Origin of the sequence: Nocardia sp. NPDC052112 (assembly GCF_040680135.1) — a bacterium.
Taxonomy (GTDB): domain Bacteria; phylum Actinomycetota; class Actinomycetes; order Mycobacteriales; family Mycobacteriaceae; genus Nocardia.
This window is the reverse complement of the sequence record NZ_JBFAWD010000005.1, coordinates 332,574-351,183: the sequence shown is the minus strand read 5'-3', so window position 1 is coordinate 351,183 and position 18,610 is coordinate 332,574. Positions and strand designations below refer to the sequence as shown.

Here is an 18,610-nt window from a genome sequence, read left to right as displayed (position 1 = left end):
GGAACTCGATGTCTGGGCCGACCGGTTGACCGTCGCCGAACGCTGGATCGCGCACGTGGCCGGGGATCTGCAGGTGCGATTGCTGGTGTTCCCGCGGCCGGGTGAGCCTGGGATCCCGATGATGTCGGTCGGTAACATGGCCACGACGCGGAGACTGTCCGTCCACGTCCGCGACCGGGCGATCACGTTGCCGAAGCTGCCGGTCCGCCCGGCGGATTTCCTCTTCGGACCGGGCTTCCAACTGATCGAGCACAGAAAGCCCACGATCACGGATCCCGAACTGGCGCTGCTGATCGAGGAGATGACCGGCTTCTTCGGTGAAGGCGAGCCCGTCACCGTGGTATTGGCTTTCCCTGCCGGTGACGGCGCCACCCTGCGCCGGCAGGTCACCGACATCGTCGCGGCGAGGGATGAAGCCGCCGAACCCTGGGACAGCATCCTGCTGGGGGCCGAAAGCGACGAAGCCTTGACCCTCGCCTTCCGCGCTTTCGAACTGACCGCATCCTCCGCCGTCATCCCCGGAGCCGACGACGGCGAGTCCGGAACCGACGACGCGGTGTTCACAACCGCCGACGGTGTGGTCGGAACCCCTGTCGATTCGTTCGAAACTCCGGCCGATCCGTTCGCAACCCCTGCCGACCCGTTCGAGGACGCCCTGTCCGGCAGCTATGGCGAGCTGTTGTCGGTTCCGTGCAATCTGTTCCGGAGCCGGCCCGTGGATCAGGTCTTTCCGCCGCCTGTCCAGCAGCGCGAGCTGAGCCCGTCGGAGGCGGTGGAGGCCACCGTTGCGGATGGTCCCGCGTCCCGACCGGATGTGGTTGCCACCGCGCTGGAGTGGGCCGGAATGGGCAGTCTGCAAGAACTTCTGGTGCCCGAAGGCGCCGATCTCGCAGAGATCGGCCGCCGGGCCGAGGCCAACGCCCGGCTGTGGCGCACCTGGCCGCCGTATGTGCACAACGTTCTGGTGAAGGAACATCCAGAGCTCGTTGCCAACGCTCCGGGACTGCTGCCCGTCGAGGCCAGTGACATAGCCCAGGAGTCGGTTCGGTCCAAACGGGCCTCTTCGCTGGATACGGACGAGCCGCGGTCGGTTCGCCAGGGCTATCAAAACATCAACTTTGCGATGGACGCCATCAAACGCGAAGCGGTACCGCGGGTGCTGTCGCAGCGCGTGGACCCCGACACCGGGGAAGTAGAAGTCACCGTGGCGTTCGGTAACCCGGACACCGCGGCGCGAATCCAGTGGGCGTCCTTCGACGATGCCGAACTGCTGACGGGGTTGCGTACGGCGAACGACATGTTCAACGGTTTCGGCAACTCCGACTTGGACTCCGAGAGCGCGCTGATCGCGGTGGTTCGTGGCCATGGTCACAACCCGGTCACCTCCCCCGAGGAACGGGCCGCCGCATCCGCGCAACAGTTGGAACGCACGATCGTCGAGCGCGACGCGATGCGCCGAGCGCTGCATCCGTACGGCCACGGACCCGAAAACCACCTCACGGGTACTTCCCGCGCGGTCGCCCAGGTACGGATGGCGGGCGTCTCGACAGTCCGGATCGCTTCCGCGCCAACAGGATCACAACTCGAGATCCAGCGGAAGCTCGGGGCCGCGCGTGCCGATCGCGCCGCAGCCGCCGAGCGAGTTGCCGAATTGATCAGCCAGCTGCGGGTCGATGGGGCCCCGGTCCAGCTGGACCCGGCCGACCTCGAACCTCGGCGGGTGCTCGAGACGATTCGCCTATTGCCCACGATCGCGACCGATCTGGACAACATGGCACCCCTGGCGGGCCTGTTCGATAACGCTGCGCGATTGGTACTCGCGGACGCGCAGGTGCGTCGATTCGAGCGCCACCTCGAATCCGCCGGCCCGCAGCCGATGCCCGGGGACGAGGTGGAGCGGGATCTACTGGCCGCACAGGCCCGCCATCTGGTGGCGGGCATGCAGTTCCTCGCCCGCGTCCAGGGTTTGGTCACCGAGATGACCGAGCATCTGGGCGCAGCAGAACGCCAGTTGACCGAGGCCTTGGGGCTGCCGTCGAGCATGGACGATCTGTCCGCTGATCGGCTGCGCGTGGTACTGACCAACCTGCTCGGACGGGCGCGGTCCACTGACGACGTCGCGCGGATCGCCCAATTCATCGAGGAGATACCGGATTTCGTCATCGCGGATGCCGAAATCGCGCACTTGAAGTGGTGGGCCGGCAGCGAAGGTATCGCCTCCCTGTCCGACCAGGTGAGCCGGGCGCACACGGAACGAGCATTCATTCGGCTGGACCTCGCCACCGACTACCACGTGAACGTGGACACTTTGGATTCCGCCGCGGTGCGGCAGGCGCGAGCCAGGCGCGCCGAGCTGCTACGGGATCTGGCCGCTCTTCTGAAAAAACCGACGTCGGCATTGAGTGAGGGGTACCTGCGCGAGCACCTTCGCGGGCTCCAGATGCCCTCTGATGAAGACGGCACGGCGGCCGCGCTCGAGCAGCAGTACACGGCAGCCGCGATTCGCCGGTATCTGGACCAGGTCGAGGTGACCGCGGCGATCGACGCGTACGTGCGGGCGGGTCTCCACTACGACCGGCTGGTGGAGCAGGCCGGACGGCTCGGGGCGCTGGCCCGCAGGCTCAGTGCGGATCTCGACGACGAGGCGCGTGCGGACGCCGATGACGAAATGCATGTGCTCGCTGCGGAAATTATCGGGCAGCTCGAGTCGAGCTCTCCGACCGCGGTCGTGCCGGACTTCCCCGAACATGTGCCGCCGCCGATCTGCGCTCCGGTGGCGGTGAAGCGGTTCCTGGAATTCCGCGCGGAGCGCATCCGGCGCAACGGCGGTGACTTCGCGGTGCCGGAGTCCGTGCTGCCGAATGTCGGGCTCGAGGGAGCGAACGAGGACGAGGTGGCGCAGCAGGCCCAGGGAGACTGGCAGCGCTTCGCTTCACTCGAGGAACTGATCTCACATGTGCGGGCGCACGACGGTGCGATCGCGGGGGCCATCACGTACCGGAACGGCCGGCGGGTCGGCGGCCACATGTTCGAAGTGGAAGTCGACGAACACAACCACCTGGTAGTGCATGAATGGGTCGACGGGCAGGAAAAGACCTTCCGCGACGGCGAGGTGTGGGAGTGGCTGCGTAAGCGCAACAAGCTGAATATCTTGCGGGTGCACGGCATCGTGGCCGACGCCGACGGCAATGCGGTCATCCCGTTCGTGGCAGGGACGCGGTTCGCGATCAAGGACGACAAACCCGATGTCGAGCTCGCTGGGCTGCCCCGCGACGATCGTGGCCCGCCGGGCCCCGTCGAACGGGATGCCCGGAACCGCGAAGACCTCCACGCAGAGGATCTCGCACTGGACGGCAGCGACGATCTGTCGCGCCTGGCCGAGGTCGAAGCAGTCGGTGAGGTCCTGCACGACGCCGATCGCGAGGCCATCCGGCGTGGATTCGACCCGGTACTCCTGCTGGACTACAGCCGCGGTGACCGGGCCGATGACAGCGGTCGCATCGTGCTCGAATACGGCGACACCGCCACCGCGGACACTGTGATCGGTCTTGTCGCCCGCACGGAAACCGACCTGTATCAGCTGGCGAAAACCGCCGAATCGCTCGTCGGGTATACCGCCGACCAGCAAGCGCGCGGGTCGGTTGCGGTAATTGTGGTGCTGCGCTACGACGACGATCTGCTCCCCGAAGGCCGGGCCGACCATGCGGTCGACCTCATCGCCGCCGATGCGGATGTGCTGACCCTGGAGTTGTCGCAGCTGTACGAGCGCCGCGCAGCGTCCTCGCGCACCGGGACGAATCTTCCCGCGGTCGAGATCGGCGGCATCGGTGACGGTGTCGCGGTAGCGCGCCTGGTGCATGCGCGACTGGCCGCGTCGCCGGACAACACATCCGGCGGCAGCGTGCGCTTCATCGAGCTGGCCGATGACGCTCTCGGCGTGCGGGAGACGCGGGCGGACGCTTTCGATCTGCCGGGCCATCAGCCGCAGTTGCCGGCGGAGATCACCGACGCGGTACTGGACGACCTGGCCGCCGCCATCCGCACCGCCGAACTGGATGCCGAACTGGGCGGTTTCGCCGAACCCGGCTACGCCGACGCCTGGATGCGGTGGCTGGCGGCGACAGTGAGCCGGGAGCAGGCCGCCGGTATGCGCGCCGAGGTGACCCGGCTGCAGGCGTTGGTGGCGTGCCTGAACAGGCTCAACCGATTCACCGTCACCCTGCAGGAGACTTCGGCGCCCGACTTCCCGTTCACTACTCGCCTGTTGGCGCTGCCGGTGCGGGAGGAGCCGCGCGCACGGTCCTTCGTGTCGACCGGAGTGCGCACCCCCGATGAGATCACGGTCTTCGTCGACGCCGCCCGATCGACTCCCGAGGCCCTGCGCGCGGGGTTGGTCCGTGCCCGCGGCGAGCTCGAAAAACAAGTGGTGCGTGGCGAACTCGGGCCGCAATCGGTGGCCCTGTGGCAGGGTACCGATTCGGAAAGGCTGGCCGAGGACCTGGCCGAACTGGCCGCGGCCCACCCCGACAACGTGCGGATCCGGCTGGTCACCACGGCAATCGGTGGCCGTGAGCTGGTGCGTGCGATCCGGGCCGACGATCGAATGGTGCAGTACCAGAACCGATTCGAGATCGACGCGGTCCCACTGCCCGATGCCGACTTCTCCGATGTCATACCCGATTGGGCCCGGGGCGAATCGGACCAGCCCGATTCCGTAACGGGCGCGCAGGGCAATACCGAACGCGGCACGGTCCAGCCGCGACCGGCACTGCCCATGTTGCCCGGCGACCCGGGTGTGGGCCAGCGCGCGCATGCGTTGTGGCGCTCCCTTTTCGGCGATGCCACGACGATTGATCGCGACACCTTCCAGACGCAATGGGAGAACGTGAGCCGGGACGACCGGTGGTTGCTTGTGGAGGGTGCGCCGGAGAAGCTCGCCGAACAGCCGGGGGCTACGGCACGGTGGCGCGACCGTGCCAACCGGATGCTGCTCGCCCAGCGACTCGCCGTCCTGTCGCCCCTGGAAGCGACCGGCCGGATCGACGAAATCCCCGGCGGGACGGTCGAACTGGAACAGCTGCGCAATCGCCTGAACGCTTTGGAGGTGGCCGCCGAGAAGGCCGCAATCCTGCCGGGCCACCCGCACGTATATGTGCTGTCGCTGGGCGTGGCCACCCCGGTGCTGGCGCTGGCGGGTAGCGAGCGGCCGCACCGGATGATCGTGAGCTACAACGATCCGGACACCTCGAGCGGGATCAGGGTCACCGTGGCGGGACAATTGCCGTCGGCGCCGCCGCATCCGGATATGGTGTCGCCGACGGCCGTCGTTGAGGCCGCCGCACTCGCATTCGATCCGAATGGCACAGGGGCCTCGGTTGCCTACATCGGCTCGAATATGGGTGTGGCGCAGGCGGGTTCGGATCTGACTGTCGATCTGGTTGACATGGCGGCGGTGCAGAGCCGCTACCGATCGGCCACCGGTGTGGCTCGGATCGAGGTGCGGGCGATGCCCGCCGGAGCGAGCATCGCCGACTCCGCGCAACTGTATGCGGACCTTTTGTCGGACGACGCCAAGTCGCTGCTCGACTGGGCACAGTCCAGCCGCGAAACCGGCAATTCATCGGGCGACTACCAGCGTCCGGATACCTTCGACCCCACACAGTGGGATGACGTGCTGGAGGGTTTCAACGCCAACTGCACCACCTACGTATCCCACTCCCAGCGCCGCGCCTGGCCGCACCTGAACCTGCCGGTCGCAGCGAACGTCGGTCCGAAGGGGCGATCGGCGGATGAGTTCACCGAACTCCTGCAGGCCGGTTGGCATCCCGAGTCGTTCACCAGCGAAGTGATCGGCGGGCTGACCGCGCACGACCGAATCGCGGCGAGGCTGCTCGCGATGGGCCCCGGCGCGGTCGCGGTGGTGGTCGACGAAAGCGCCAACGTCGACCCGAACAGCACCGACAAGGTCGGCGCGCACGCGTACGAGATGTATGTCGACCGCGACGTCGACGGCGAACCTGTTGTGCGAGTACGTAGGTGGGAGCAGACCCCATACACGGACCGCCACGTGATCCAGCGTCCCATCGACGACGTGCTCGATGTGATCCATCCGTTCGACGGAATCCCGAAGGAGGGCGTCGAGGAAACCTTCGTGATCTTCCGCCTGCCCGACGGCACCCCGACCGTGGCCTACGACCCGGAGGCCACCGGCGTCCCCAAGCCGAAATCCCGGATCGGGCTTGCCGTGGATGTCGCCGAGGACGGCGGCACGCTGAACCGGGGCCGGCGGGCGATTCCGTGGGTCGGTGACGGTGCCGCAGCAGATCGGCCGGCGGTTACCCTGCCATCCGCGGAACCCGACCCATTGCGCACGCCGACCGGGCGGCGCACCCCGATCACCAAGACCGATGCGATCGCCCGCCGGCAATTGGAGCGGGAGAACGAGGCCCAGCTGCTCGCGCAACTCGGTTACGACGTCGAGCAGAACCCGGACGTGCCCGGCCCCAAGAACCCCGATTACCGCATCGAGGGCCGGATCTTCGACCATTACGTCCCCACCACCAGCCGACTCCGCAACGTCATGTACCGGGTGTGGGAGAAGGTGAACGAGGAGCAGGCCGACCGGATCATCGTCAACCTGTCCGAGACGCGCGTCAGCGCGGAACAGATCGGTGATGCGCTGCGCCGCCGCCCGATTCGCGGACTGCGAGAACTGATCGTGATCGATCAGGCACACCACATCGTCCACATCGATCCGACCGTGCCGCATGCGGGCGCCGACGGTCGGCGCCCGTCGATGCAACCGCCGTCCGGGTGGGTGCCGCAGCAGCCGATCGATTCCGTGAGCGCCGACGCCGAAGTGGTCGCCAAGCCGCCAACCGTTCCCGCGCAGCACCACCTGGCAGGCGAAGGGCCGTTCAACTGCGGTCCGGCCGTACTGCACTTCGGCCGTCAGCAGCTGGGGCACGAGGTGAGCCCGCCCGCTCTGGACGACCCGCGGATCGCGGTCGCCGGCATGGGGTGGGGTGAGTTCGCCGAGGCAGCGCACGCGGACTGGCACGCAGAGGGATTCGACTCCGTCGACGCGATCGCCGAGCATGTGCGAGACCATGGCGGCGCGGTCTATGGCGCGGTGCAGTACGCCGGGCGCAAGCGGCGCGCGATCGGCGGGCACGTCTTCCTCATCTACGAGGCCGACGACGGCCAGGTGATGGTCTACGAGAAGGGCGAGAACGGAATCGTCCACTGCGCCTTCGCGGCATGGGACCAGCCACAGCATGTGGTAGCCACCGAAGGCATCGTCATGAAGCGCGTGACGGCCGAGCAGGGTGCCGTCACGAAGCAGAAGCACACCGCCGAAACCTCGTTGGCCGACGGGGAGAAGTCGATCGTGGCCGTCAGGCGTGGTTTCGGCAAGCGCGGGAATCTCGGGTCTCGGGAACCCGAAGCGCTCGACGCAGCCCTGGACCGGACCTATCGCGACCTGCAGCAGCTGGAATCCTGGGATACACCGGCATCACCTGAGGAATTGCAACGCCACGTCGAGGTGGGCGCGGAGTTCCTGGCTCTCGGCACGCTGACCACGCGTCTCGAAGCCGCCCACGTGTCGACGCCGGTGTTCGTCCGGTCCGACGACGGGACGGACGAGGACGGTGGCCGCAGCCGGATCGTGGTCCAGCTCGGGGACCCGGCCACCGCGGACACCGTTCTCGGCTACGCGGCGCGCACCGCGCACAACGACGGCGATATCGGCGCGACTACCGAGTCCCTCGTCGATTTCTTTGTCGCCGAACAGGTGTGGCGCGGGTCGGTGGCGATGATCGCGACCCTGCCCATCGATCACGACGATGCCGACCACGGCCGGGCGCCACATGACGTCGATCTGGTGGGCCTGGACGCCGACGCACTGGTAGCACACCTCACCGACGCCATCGGTGCCCGGCAGCCGCAGATCGTACTGATCGGCGACGGTGACGGGGCCGTCGTGACGCGGCAGGCACAGCCGCAGCTGGACGGCAACGTCACCGTGGCGGAAGCGCCGCGTGGCGTGGACCCGGCGCCGGCGGCGTTCGTACTGTCGGACTACGAAGACGACCCGGCCGACGCCGCTCCGGTCGATCTGGCGAGGGTAGGGCTGGAACGCCATGGTGACACACCGGATGTGGTGGCGGCACTGTGGCAGGAGTTGCCATCGGCTCAACGCCGCGCGCTCGCTCAGGCCGCCGCGGACCTGGTCGCCGGCACCGACGGCATCCTGGATACCTTCCGTGCCGATGCGGTGATGCGGCTGTTCGCGCGCGCGATGAACGATCGGCTCGACGCATTCGAGTCGACGCAGGTGGCACGTCTGCGCGCTTTCCTGGCGGCATTGAACCGGGGCGGCCGGCTGACCGAACCGGAACGGCCGATTCTGCCGATCGCGCTCCCACTGGGTGAAAGTGCCTCGGACGAACGCTCATTCGTATCGATCGGCGAGGTGGGCATCGCCGACGAGATCACCGTGTTCGTCACGGCAGCGGATCCGACGCCCGAAGCGCTGCGCACCGGCCTGCGCCCCGCCACTGATGAGCTCGGCCTGCAGGATAGTTTGCCGCAGCGTCGCGCGGGTCTCCGGCGTGCCGCGGTGGTGTGGCAGGGAACCGACCCGCAACGGCTGGCCCGCGACCTGGTTTCGCTGGTCGAGGACGCCAGGGTTCGTGCGGGCCGGGAGAATACCGCCGAGCCGCAGATCCGCATCGTCGTGGTGGATGACGCCGACAAGGCCCTGGCGCGTGCCGCATTCGAGCACGAGCGGTTCGACGGCTACCGTGACGAATTCGAGCCGGAAACACACCGGCGCGTCGAGGGTTACCTGCGCCCGGAGGTACCGCGCCGGACAGATCGAACCCCGCCGCGGGGCGACGACACCGCGAATAGCGTTCCGCGACGGCAGGTTTTGCCGGATGACCTGGTGGATCCCACGGCGCTGACGCGGTCCGATCTCATCTGGGAGCAGTATTTCGGCGCCCCCGGCCGGCACCTGCGGCCGCAAGAAATGGCGACGATCTGGCGGAAGCTGACCTGGGACGACCGCTGGACTCTGGTCGAAGGGAAGCCGGAGCTGCTCGTCGATCCGCGGTATGAACGGGGAGTCCCCGCGCGATGGCGCGACCGTGCCAATCGGAGGTTGCTCCAGCGCGAGCTGTTCCGGCTGGAGTCGTTGGCAGCGGCGGATTCCGGGCTGTCCGCAAGCGACAGCGCCAGGTTGATCGAGCTGCGGCAGCGGCTGGCGGAGTTGATCCAAGCCGAAGAGCTGGCCGCCACGTTGCCCGGTCACCCACCGGTCCATGTGCTTTCACTCGGTTTGACCGGGACCGACCGCCGACTCATGGTCGCGTTCGGTGACGTCGACACCGCCACCCGCGTCACTGTCACGGTGGCAGGACATGTCACCAATGGCTCGCTGGCAGACGGATTGCGCCACGCCGCGGCCAACTTCGACGAGAACGCGCGCGACAGCGACTCCCAGCGCAGGCATGCGACGGTCGTGTACTTCGGTGCGGACGGCGTCGACATTGCCACGTCTCAGAGGTTGCTCTACGACATCAACAGTCTGTTGCAGACGCGCAGGGCGCTGGCAGTATCCCTGCCGTGGGTGGAGGTCCTGGCACTGCCCGAGGGCATGGATCTGACCAACACCGCGCGGGATCGGACGCTGGCGCGGTCGCTGTTCGCAGATGTCGATATCGACTGGGGCGATTTCGAGCCGGTGGACCGTGCGGATCTGGCCGCCTACCGGATTCCGGACACCTCCTTCGAGGTGCCGCTGATCGAATACGCCTTGGAGGGCAATCCGGCGAACTGCACCACGAATGTGGCCTGGTCCCAACATCGTAGGTGGCCGGACCGGGTTCCTGCGCCGGTGGATGCGCGCGGCCTGCACGGCCGCACGGCCGACGAATACGCGGAACTGCTTCGCGCGGGTTGGCATCCGGGCGGTTTCCACGCCGACCCGGACGGCGGCCGCACCGCACACGACAAGATCGCCGACGAACTGCTGACCATGGGACCGGGTGCGATCGCCGCGGTGACCGACGAATACCTCGGTTTCGACCCCGAGAACCCCGACGTCGTGGGCTCGCACACTTACGAAATGTATGTCGCCGAGGACGGCGAGACGGTGAAGGTCCGCGACTGGTCCTGGGAAAACCCGGTGCAGCGCACCGCGATTCAGCGCCCAGAACCCACCGGCATCACCTACGACCACGTCCGCGGGCAGCGCAAGGCCGATGTGCGGCAGACCTACGCCATCCTGCGTCACGGTGACGGCCGCCCGACGGTCGAGCACGTGCCGGGGTCCGCCGTCGCGGGCCGTGACAAGCCGAGGACCCGGATCGGGCAGCAGCGGCGGGGCCGGGCTGGGCAGGAGCTGCCCGGGGTCGGCGACGGCACGGGCGTGCCGGTGCGCGAGCAGTCGGGAGCGGTACGCGACGGTGAATCTCGACCGGGTTGGCGCAGACGTCTGACGAGTGTCTTCCGTGGAAAGGGCAGAGCCGCAACGGCCGGATCCGGGGAGGCCGGCGTGCTGGACACGATTCCGGAAGGGTTCCGACCCACCTATCGGCAATTGATTGCCGAGCGTGCCGGTGCCGCAGCAGATTTGGCGAAGGTAGCTGCCAGGACCGACGCCAACCTGGATGCTTTGTCGTCGGATCGATTCGACGAGGAGCTGACGGCCTCGCGACGCCGGATGGACGAACAAGGGGTCCTCGACTCCGCCCGCTATGACACTGAGCTGCGGGCGGCGACGCTTCGTTATCGCGAGATCAACTCCATGGTCCACAGGCTCGAGGAACTGGCTGGCGCTTCGAATTCGGCCGCGTGGCGATACCGGCTTCTGAATGCTCACGCTGAGCGCGTGGATGAATGGACGCGCCAGTACCAGAAGCTGCAGGCTGCTGCTGCCGCCGCCGAAGCCGCGGGGGTCACGGATGTCGACCTGGCCGCACTGCGGTCGGAAGAGCGATTTGCCGCCGAAGTTGCCCGCTTGCGGGGAGAGATTCCCGAATCCACTCACCGCGAACTGCACATCTCGGCCGCGACATTCATCAGTTCGACGGCAAAGGTCAGAGAGATCGAGCGCGCCATCGCCGTGCACGAAACGGTGCGGGAAAGTCGTATCGACACTCTGGATCCGAGCGTGGACTTGGCCTCGCTTGTCGAGGGCTTGTTTGCCGAACGTGAACAGATAGTGCTGTTCGCCTGGGGGCAGGGGCAGTTACTGGACGAGGGTGTCCGCGTGTTGGGGGCCAGGCTGCGGGCGTTGGGCTGGCGTGACGAGGACAAGATCGCGGCTGCAATGGAGATGGTGCGTAGCGCTGGACGCGACGTGCTGCAGTTCATCGCGGACTTCCCTGTGGAATCGGAAATCTGGCAAGAGGGCGTTGACAACGAGTTCACCCGAACTCAGCAGTTCGTTCGCCTCGAGGGACAGCGGACGGTCCCGGATAACCAGGCTCTGCTCCGGCCGACCATGCGAATGCAGGTGCAATTCTCCGGAGATGCCGATGTCCGATCGCTGCGCGTGTCCGTCGAATGCGATCAGTACCGTCCACTTGGGCAAGTCGACTACGCGGATGGGGCTGCGGCAATTCCGCAGCACAGTGCCGCGGCGGTGGGCGAGGAGGTGCACCGGTCACTGCTGGCTGCTACCAGGTCGGGGGTCGAGTCGCACGGCGAGGTCTGGGCGTATTTCGAAGAGTCTCGCGACCGGGATGAATCCACCCGCGGCCTCGTCGATGGCGACGAGGGGGCTGGAGCGCCGTTCGAAGCATGCCGAAAGATCGTCGAGAAACTATATGACGATCACCATGTTCGGTTGCTCGGATGGGAAGACGCGAATCTGGATGCTTTGGCCGACGTCGATCGCGAATTGCGTGCGCTGATCGCGAAATATGGTGGCAGGCACAATCTTCGGGAGGTTCGCTTCGTTGAAGCGAACACACTCGCCGGGGATATGGCAGTGACGTATTCCCCTGGGACTCGTCACGAAAAGGATGGCCCTGATTTCTATTCGGTCATCGAAATCGACCGCCGGGCAGTGGTCGATCGGGAATGGTCCGAGAAAACCCTGCGGACGAATCAGAAAGTTGGCTGGTTCAGCCGGTCCACAAGGTCCTTGGTAGCCCACCTCGTACGCCATGAATTCATCCATGCTGTGGATCGGTTCCATGGGATCAATTACATGGACGGCGATGCCATGACAAGAGGGTTGGAAGCGGCCCTCACTGAATATCGAAACCGCTCGTTGGTGCAGCCGAACCTCGACGTCGACGGCTATTTGAAGAAAGCGGCGCCGAAATATGCCCGCTTCGGCAAGGGCGCCGATGGAAGGTGGATCAAGGAGTTCAATCCGTTCGAGATGCTGGCGGAGGCCGGTGTCGGTGGCGCTCTGGACTCGTCGTTGTCGTTGCTGCATCCGTCACGGGTTGCGGACGGAATGTCGCATCGACTGAATCCGGCAGTGTTCGCGACGACTATGGCGAACTGGGAGCAATGGCACCGGGCCAACCGTGTCGGCCGCGGAGTCCTGCGGCCGGCCGCGGAGGTGGGCGACCAGCTGCCCGGTCGACAGAGCGACAGCTACGCGGATTATCAACGCCCACAAACACGGTGGCCGCATGCGGACAACCAGTGTGGCCCGTTGACGATGCAGGACATCGGTGAGGAGACCGGCCGGGATGATCTGGGCGGGTTCACCGCTGGGCTGGACGGTATGCGGGTCAGCGTTATCGAGGAGGTGATGGGCGGGCCCAAACAAGCCTTCGCCGATATCGGTACGGCTGTTGCGCGGTTGGAGGCTTTCGGATGGGAGGTGGATGCACGGAACCGGGGCATCGATCCGAAGAGGGCGTGGCGCAAGGGTATTGACCCGCCGGGCGACCCCCGGTACATGGTTGAGCCCGAGGCCGAGGTGGGCCTGCTGGTATTCGACCCGACACATACCGATGGCAGCGGTGAGCATGGTGATATCGGGCATGCGTATTGGTTGGTGCGCCGGGTGGATGCGGATGGGCGTGTTCGGATCGAGAAGCGTGATCCGGGTATGGGTGTGTTCCAGCCCAATTTCGTGCCGTCGGCGGAGTCGGCTGGGCATCCGGAGTACGGCATATTCCTCGATCCGCGCGGGCAGCGAGTGGAAGTCGCCGACGCCGATGGTGTGGTGCGGACCAGTACCGAGGACTTCTATGTCGGTACGTCCGAGTCGCCGCGATCGGGGCAGGTCTCTGCCGCACCTGGTTTCCGAGAGCGTTTGGCGCAGTTGTTGCGCGGGAAGATCAGGGCCGCACCGGTTGTCGCGCCCGAGCTGACACCGGCTCTGGTCGAACTGCGCCGTCACGATGACAAACGGCTCGCCGAGCTGCATCAAGCGTTCCGCGATCTGGTAGCCCCGTTCGGTAACCGGGGCTCGCAGTTGCTGAACCCGAAATCGGAGGCCCGGAGCGCATTCGAGCAAGAGCTCACCAACCTGCGGCAAGAGCTGGCCAGGCAGGTGAAAATCGCCGAGCGGCAGTTGACCGACCAGGCGCGGGTGCATGAAGAGGTCGGCAAAGTGCTGGGGTCCGTCGAATCTACCCAGACGGTGAAAGACCTTGCGGTCGATTTCTTCCGCCTTTTCGAGGTGATGGAGAAGGTCGCGGACATCGATCGGTGCACCCTCAGGGCCCGCCGTATCGATGTGTTGGAAGACAAACTTGCCGACGCATACACGCGTTACGAAATGGGGCTGGACTCGGCCGCCTCGGTGCGGGAAATGGCCGGTCGGATTGCGGAACTCGGCGAATTGGCGGGGCTGGTCCAGAAGACCGAAGACACGATCCCGAAAATGCAGACGGTCCGGGAACGGGACATTACGGACTTCTATTGCATGCGCCCGAGTATGCGGGTAGCGCAGCAGACCTTGGCGAACGTGCAGGCCCGCTACGACGAGACCCGTGAGCGGCTGCGGGAGTTGCTGGGCAGTGATCCGGAGGACATGCGCGTCAGCGAGCTGGAATCGCTGACGCCGGACCCGTTCTCGAACAGTGTGCGGACCCGGGATCCGGAGCGAGAGCAGCAAAAGTACGAGCTCGCAGTGGCATTCGAGGACTGCCAGGCAGTGCTGGCGTATGCCAGGACGGTCGAACAGCGGGATGCGCGACTGCAGGAGCTCACCAGCAAGTTCGATCGAGCGATCGAGGCCGCACTCGGACCGGCCGCCGAGAACCCGAGCGCCCGGGTCGTATTGAGTGATTCGCTGGCCAGGCTCGCCGATGTCGCGGCGGAAGATCGCGCCGAGCTACCAGGGGCGCTGGCGGATAACGGTGTGAGAATCCGCCTCGACATGGGGATTCGGGGCCTCGACGCGGAGACCCTGGACGCCGCTGCGGTGGATGAGCTCCGTCGTGAGGGAGAACGCCTGGCCGACCCGCGGGTGATGGAGTCGGGGTTACGGCCGAATGTCACCGATCCGGCGCGGGCGATCACGGATATCACCAGGCTGCTGGACGCAGTCGCCCGGATTGGCGGCATCGTCGCACTGCAGGCGGAACAGCGCCGGGCCCATTCCCGGACAGCGGTAACCGAAGCGGTATTCGATGCTCGGCGGGCCGAGCATCTGGCCCGGTACCCGCGTGACGAAGACGTGTTGAGCACCGCATTGGAGGACTCGTCCACACTGCTCGACGCGTGGAGAAGCACCTGGGGCCGTCGCCATCGCTCACTCGGCAAGCTGTTCGAGCTTGCCTACGACTATCGGCGTCACGCCGCGCGGGCGGCTGCGCTGGACCAGCAGGCGAGCGAGCTCACGGACTTGGCGCGCCGTCGCCACGCGGTGGCGAGCCGCAGCGAGAAGGCCGAACTAACGCTGCGAAAGCTGTCCAAGGGCAAGCACGGTTACTGGAATTTCACCGCCGAGGTACCCACGGAGCTGCGCAAGAGGCGATACCAGCTCCAACGTGACCTCGCCCGTGAGCTGGACCGGAAAATCGCTCGGGATATGGGTATCGAGGCGCCGGAGACCGACGAGCACCAGTCGCTGCCGATCGCCTTGATCCACCAGATGGTGTATCAACCCAATGGGATGGGCCCGCTGACCGATCCCGAAACCGGACAGCACGACGTCGAGCTGGAGTTCTTGGCCAGGCAGGCCCTGACGACCGGCGAGATGCTCGATGCCGCAATCGATTACGCCGCGGCGCTCGCCGAGATCGACCGGCTCGACGCGGCGCTGCGTGCCGGTTTGTCCGATCTGCACCCGCAGGAGACGACCGCCGATGCCACCGGGGACTACCAGCGTCCGGGCGGGCTCGAACACCTGCTGGCCGACGGGCCGAAGAACTGCTTGCCGGAGGCTGCGCGGGCAGCGTGGGCTGCGGTAGGCGGGACAATGCCTGCCGGTTTGGCGGGTCTTGTCGCGGGCCCGGACGGTGTGGCAGCGGCGGACGCGGCGGGAATTGTCGGCGCGGACTGGCACGAGAACGGCTTCTACTCGTGGGATGAGCTCTACCACCGTGTGCTCGCGAACAAGGGCGCGATCGTCGCTGTTGCGGCGTTCGAGGGCTTCACGAACGAGAACGAGGTCGGCGCGCACGCGGTATGTGTGAAGTGGGATGCCGAACGCCGGCAGGTGATGGTGGTCGAGAACGGTACGGAGACATCGTTCGAGAACTGGACCCCGCCGGATCGGGTCGCGCGTCTGGGCGGTATGGAGCTGCTGCCCGGCGGTGTCGCCGCGCGGGCATTGGGCCCGAACGGTGAGTCGGCTGCGGTGGCGGGCCGGGACTTCCGCAACGTCCGCATCGGTGCCCGCATGGACGACGATGTGGCGGTCATCCTCGCCGCCGCACGTGCCAGCAGGGCCGCCGAGGGGAACCGCGGGCCGGACGAGCAGCGGCAGCCGCTGCCATGGGTCGGTGACGGCACCGCGGATCCGGTATCGGAGCAGTCGACACCCGCTGAGGAGCCCCGCGAACTGGTCGTCATTCCGGCAGCGTTCCGGGCGGCCTATGAGGAGTTGATCGCCGAGCAGGATCAAGCCCTGGTGGAATTGACGGAGACGGCGCGCAAGGCGAACGCCAGCGTGAAGAATCTGCAGTCGCACCAATACAACGATGCACTGAGAACCGCGCGGCGCCGTCTGGACATGCAGGGGGCCTCCGGCACCGCCCTCTCGGCTGACCTCTGGGCGACGACCATGCATTACCACGAGGTCGGTGCCATGATCCGCCGACTCGAGGAACTCGGTGCCGTGCGGCCGGAGGATGCGCCGGAACAGCATCGGTTGCTGACGAATCATGCTGTCGCGGTGGAGAATCGGCGCGAGCCGTTGCGCAACCTGCGCGAGGCCCTCGGAACCGACGCACAACCCGAGGCCGTGGATCGTTTTGTGGTGCACCGTGACTCGGTGCGTGCGGCGGCGGGGGCCCTCACTGCACACGATTACCCCGAGAAACGAGCGCTGGTCGTCAAGCTCCGGGAAGATCACGGAGTCCAGTTGACGGGCTGGGAGTACGACGATGTTCCGCTCGACGCCCTTTTGACTCTCGATCAGACCCTGCGTGAGCTGTTCGCGGAATACCGCGGAACACACACCCTCACCGAAATACGTCTCCTCGATGAGGAAGGCATGCGTGCTGTCGATGCCAGGACCCCGGTCTTCGGCAGCGAAAAGGACCGTGCCCCCCGCGCCCTGTGGCGTCTCATGTCGGCGGGCGGGCAGGTCTTCTCCGATATTTCTGTCGATCGACGGATCGTCACCGAGCGGAGATTGACCGCGAAGGCCGTGCGGGAGGCGCAGGCGAAGGGTGTGTGGGGCAAGTCGTCGGGTAAACCGATCACCGACTATCTGGTCCACGAGTTCTTGCATGCCGTCGACCAGGCTCTCCAACTGACCGCCCGCGGCACGCTCCGTAAGGAACTCCGCAACGCCTACAACGTTTATCGGCGCCATCCGGTCCTGCGAGTGGACGAGGACTTCCCCACGTGGCTGCGGCGGCTGCCGCGTTATGCCTTCGAAAAAGGTAAACGCGGAAAGCTGAACGACCTGGAGGCATTTGCCGAAGGCGCCGCAACCGGGGGACGAGATCGTTCGCTGCCGCTGACCGATCCGTCACGGATCATATATGCCTTCTCGCACGGCCTCGACGGCGGCGATTACGCCAGGACGATGGCGGACTGGGCACTGGCGCACGCGGTCAACCAGGACACCAAGGCCGGTCTGCAGCCGTCGCTGGCGCAAGTGCGCGGCGAGGCGCCGGCCGACGAGGGCGATACGGCCTACGTGCACCCGGACCCGCGCCGGCCGCATGCGGATAATCAGTGTGGTCCGTTGACGATGCGGGACATCGGTGTGGTGACGGGCCGCGATGATCTGGGTGGGTTCACCGCCGGGCTCGGGGGTATGCGGGTCAGCGTTATCGAAGAGAAGTTGGGCGGGCCCAAGCAGGCTTTCGCGAATATCGGCGAGGCCGTCGAGCGGTTGAAGGCGTGGGGACATCGGGTCGACGCGGAGAATCAGGGTATCGATCCCGACGGTGCCGAGGCCGGAAATGTTGTGCCGCAGGCCGAGGTCGGTTTGCTGGTGTTCGAGCCGACGCATGTCGACGGTACGGGCGAGCACGGAGATGTCGGGCATGCGTATTGGCTGGTTCGGCGGATAAATTCGGATGGGACTGTTCGGATCGAGAAGCGTGATCCGGGTATGGGGGTGTTGCAGCCGAATTTCGTGCCGTCGCGGGAGGCGGCGGGGCGTCCGGTGTTCGGTACGTTCCTCGATACCGATGGTCAGCGGGTGGTGGTTGCCGATGCCGATGGTGTGGTGCGGACCAGTGCCGAGGACTTCTACGTCGGCGCAACAGATCCGGAACGATCGGAACGATCCGACGATGCTCGCAGCCGTCCGCAGGACGAACGTTTGCTCGCTCTGCTCGAGCTGGCCAGGAACGGAAGCCCGACCGCGACATCGTCGGTGCAACAGATCCTCGGCCGGCAGATCTTCCAGCATCTGCTGGGCCGCCTGAACGATCGGCAAGCAGCACCGCTGGCGCGTGCCGCCACCGATGACGTGCTTGCCACTGCGGCACAGCGCAACTGGACTTCGCCCACTAGCCAGGCAATCGGTGAATGGTTGCTCGAGATCGCGCCGATGGCAGTGGAACGCCGTATCGCCCAACGCATTCGAACCGAGGTTCTGGACCTGCTTCGAGCCGACGAGTCGAGCGAGGATCCCGATACCGCCGTTTACGCACCGCTGCGCACCCAGGCTGTGGCGTCGGCGCATCCGGCATTGATCACGCAGGCGCTGAACAACATCTCTCGTGGACCGCAACGAGAATGGATGCGCCGGCGGGTCGGCATGGCATTCCCGCGCGAGACGGTGGAACCACTGGTGGCAAAGCTCGGTTGGGCCACCGACATGGCAGCACTCGACCAGAGCGCGAAGCGCGCACTGGCAGATGTCCTGATCGCGATCATCCCGATCTCGCTGCACGACCTTCCGGCACCGGGCACACCGGAATACGAATTGCTGAATCTGTTGGTGGCCGCGCGTTTTCCCACCGAAGTGGTGGAGGCCGTCGGCGGCGACCTCGCT

1 protein-coding gene (running past both ends of the window) is annotated in these 18,610 nt (G+C 66.4%); it reads left to right on the top strand.

The whole window is internal to a sigma factor-like helix-turn-helix DNA-binding protein gene (locus tag AB0L58_RS12155) on the top strand: the coding sequence, 107,625 nt in all, runs 27,896 nt past the left edge and 61,119 nt past the right edge, and what appears here is coding positions 27,897-46,506 — codons 9,299 (partial) to 15,502 (complete); the first complete codon in view begins at position 2. Both the start codon and the stop codon lie outside the window.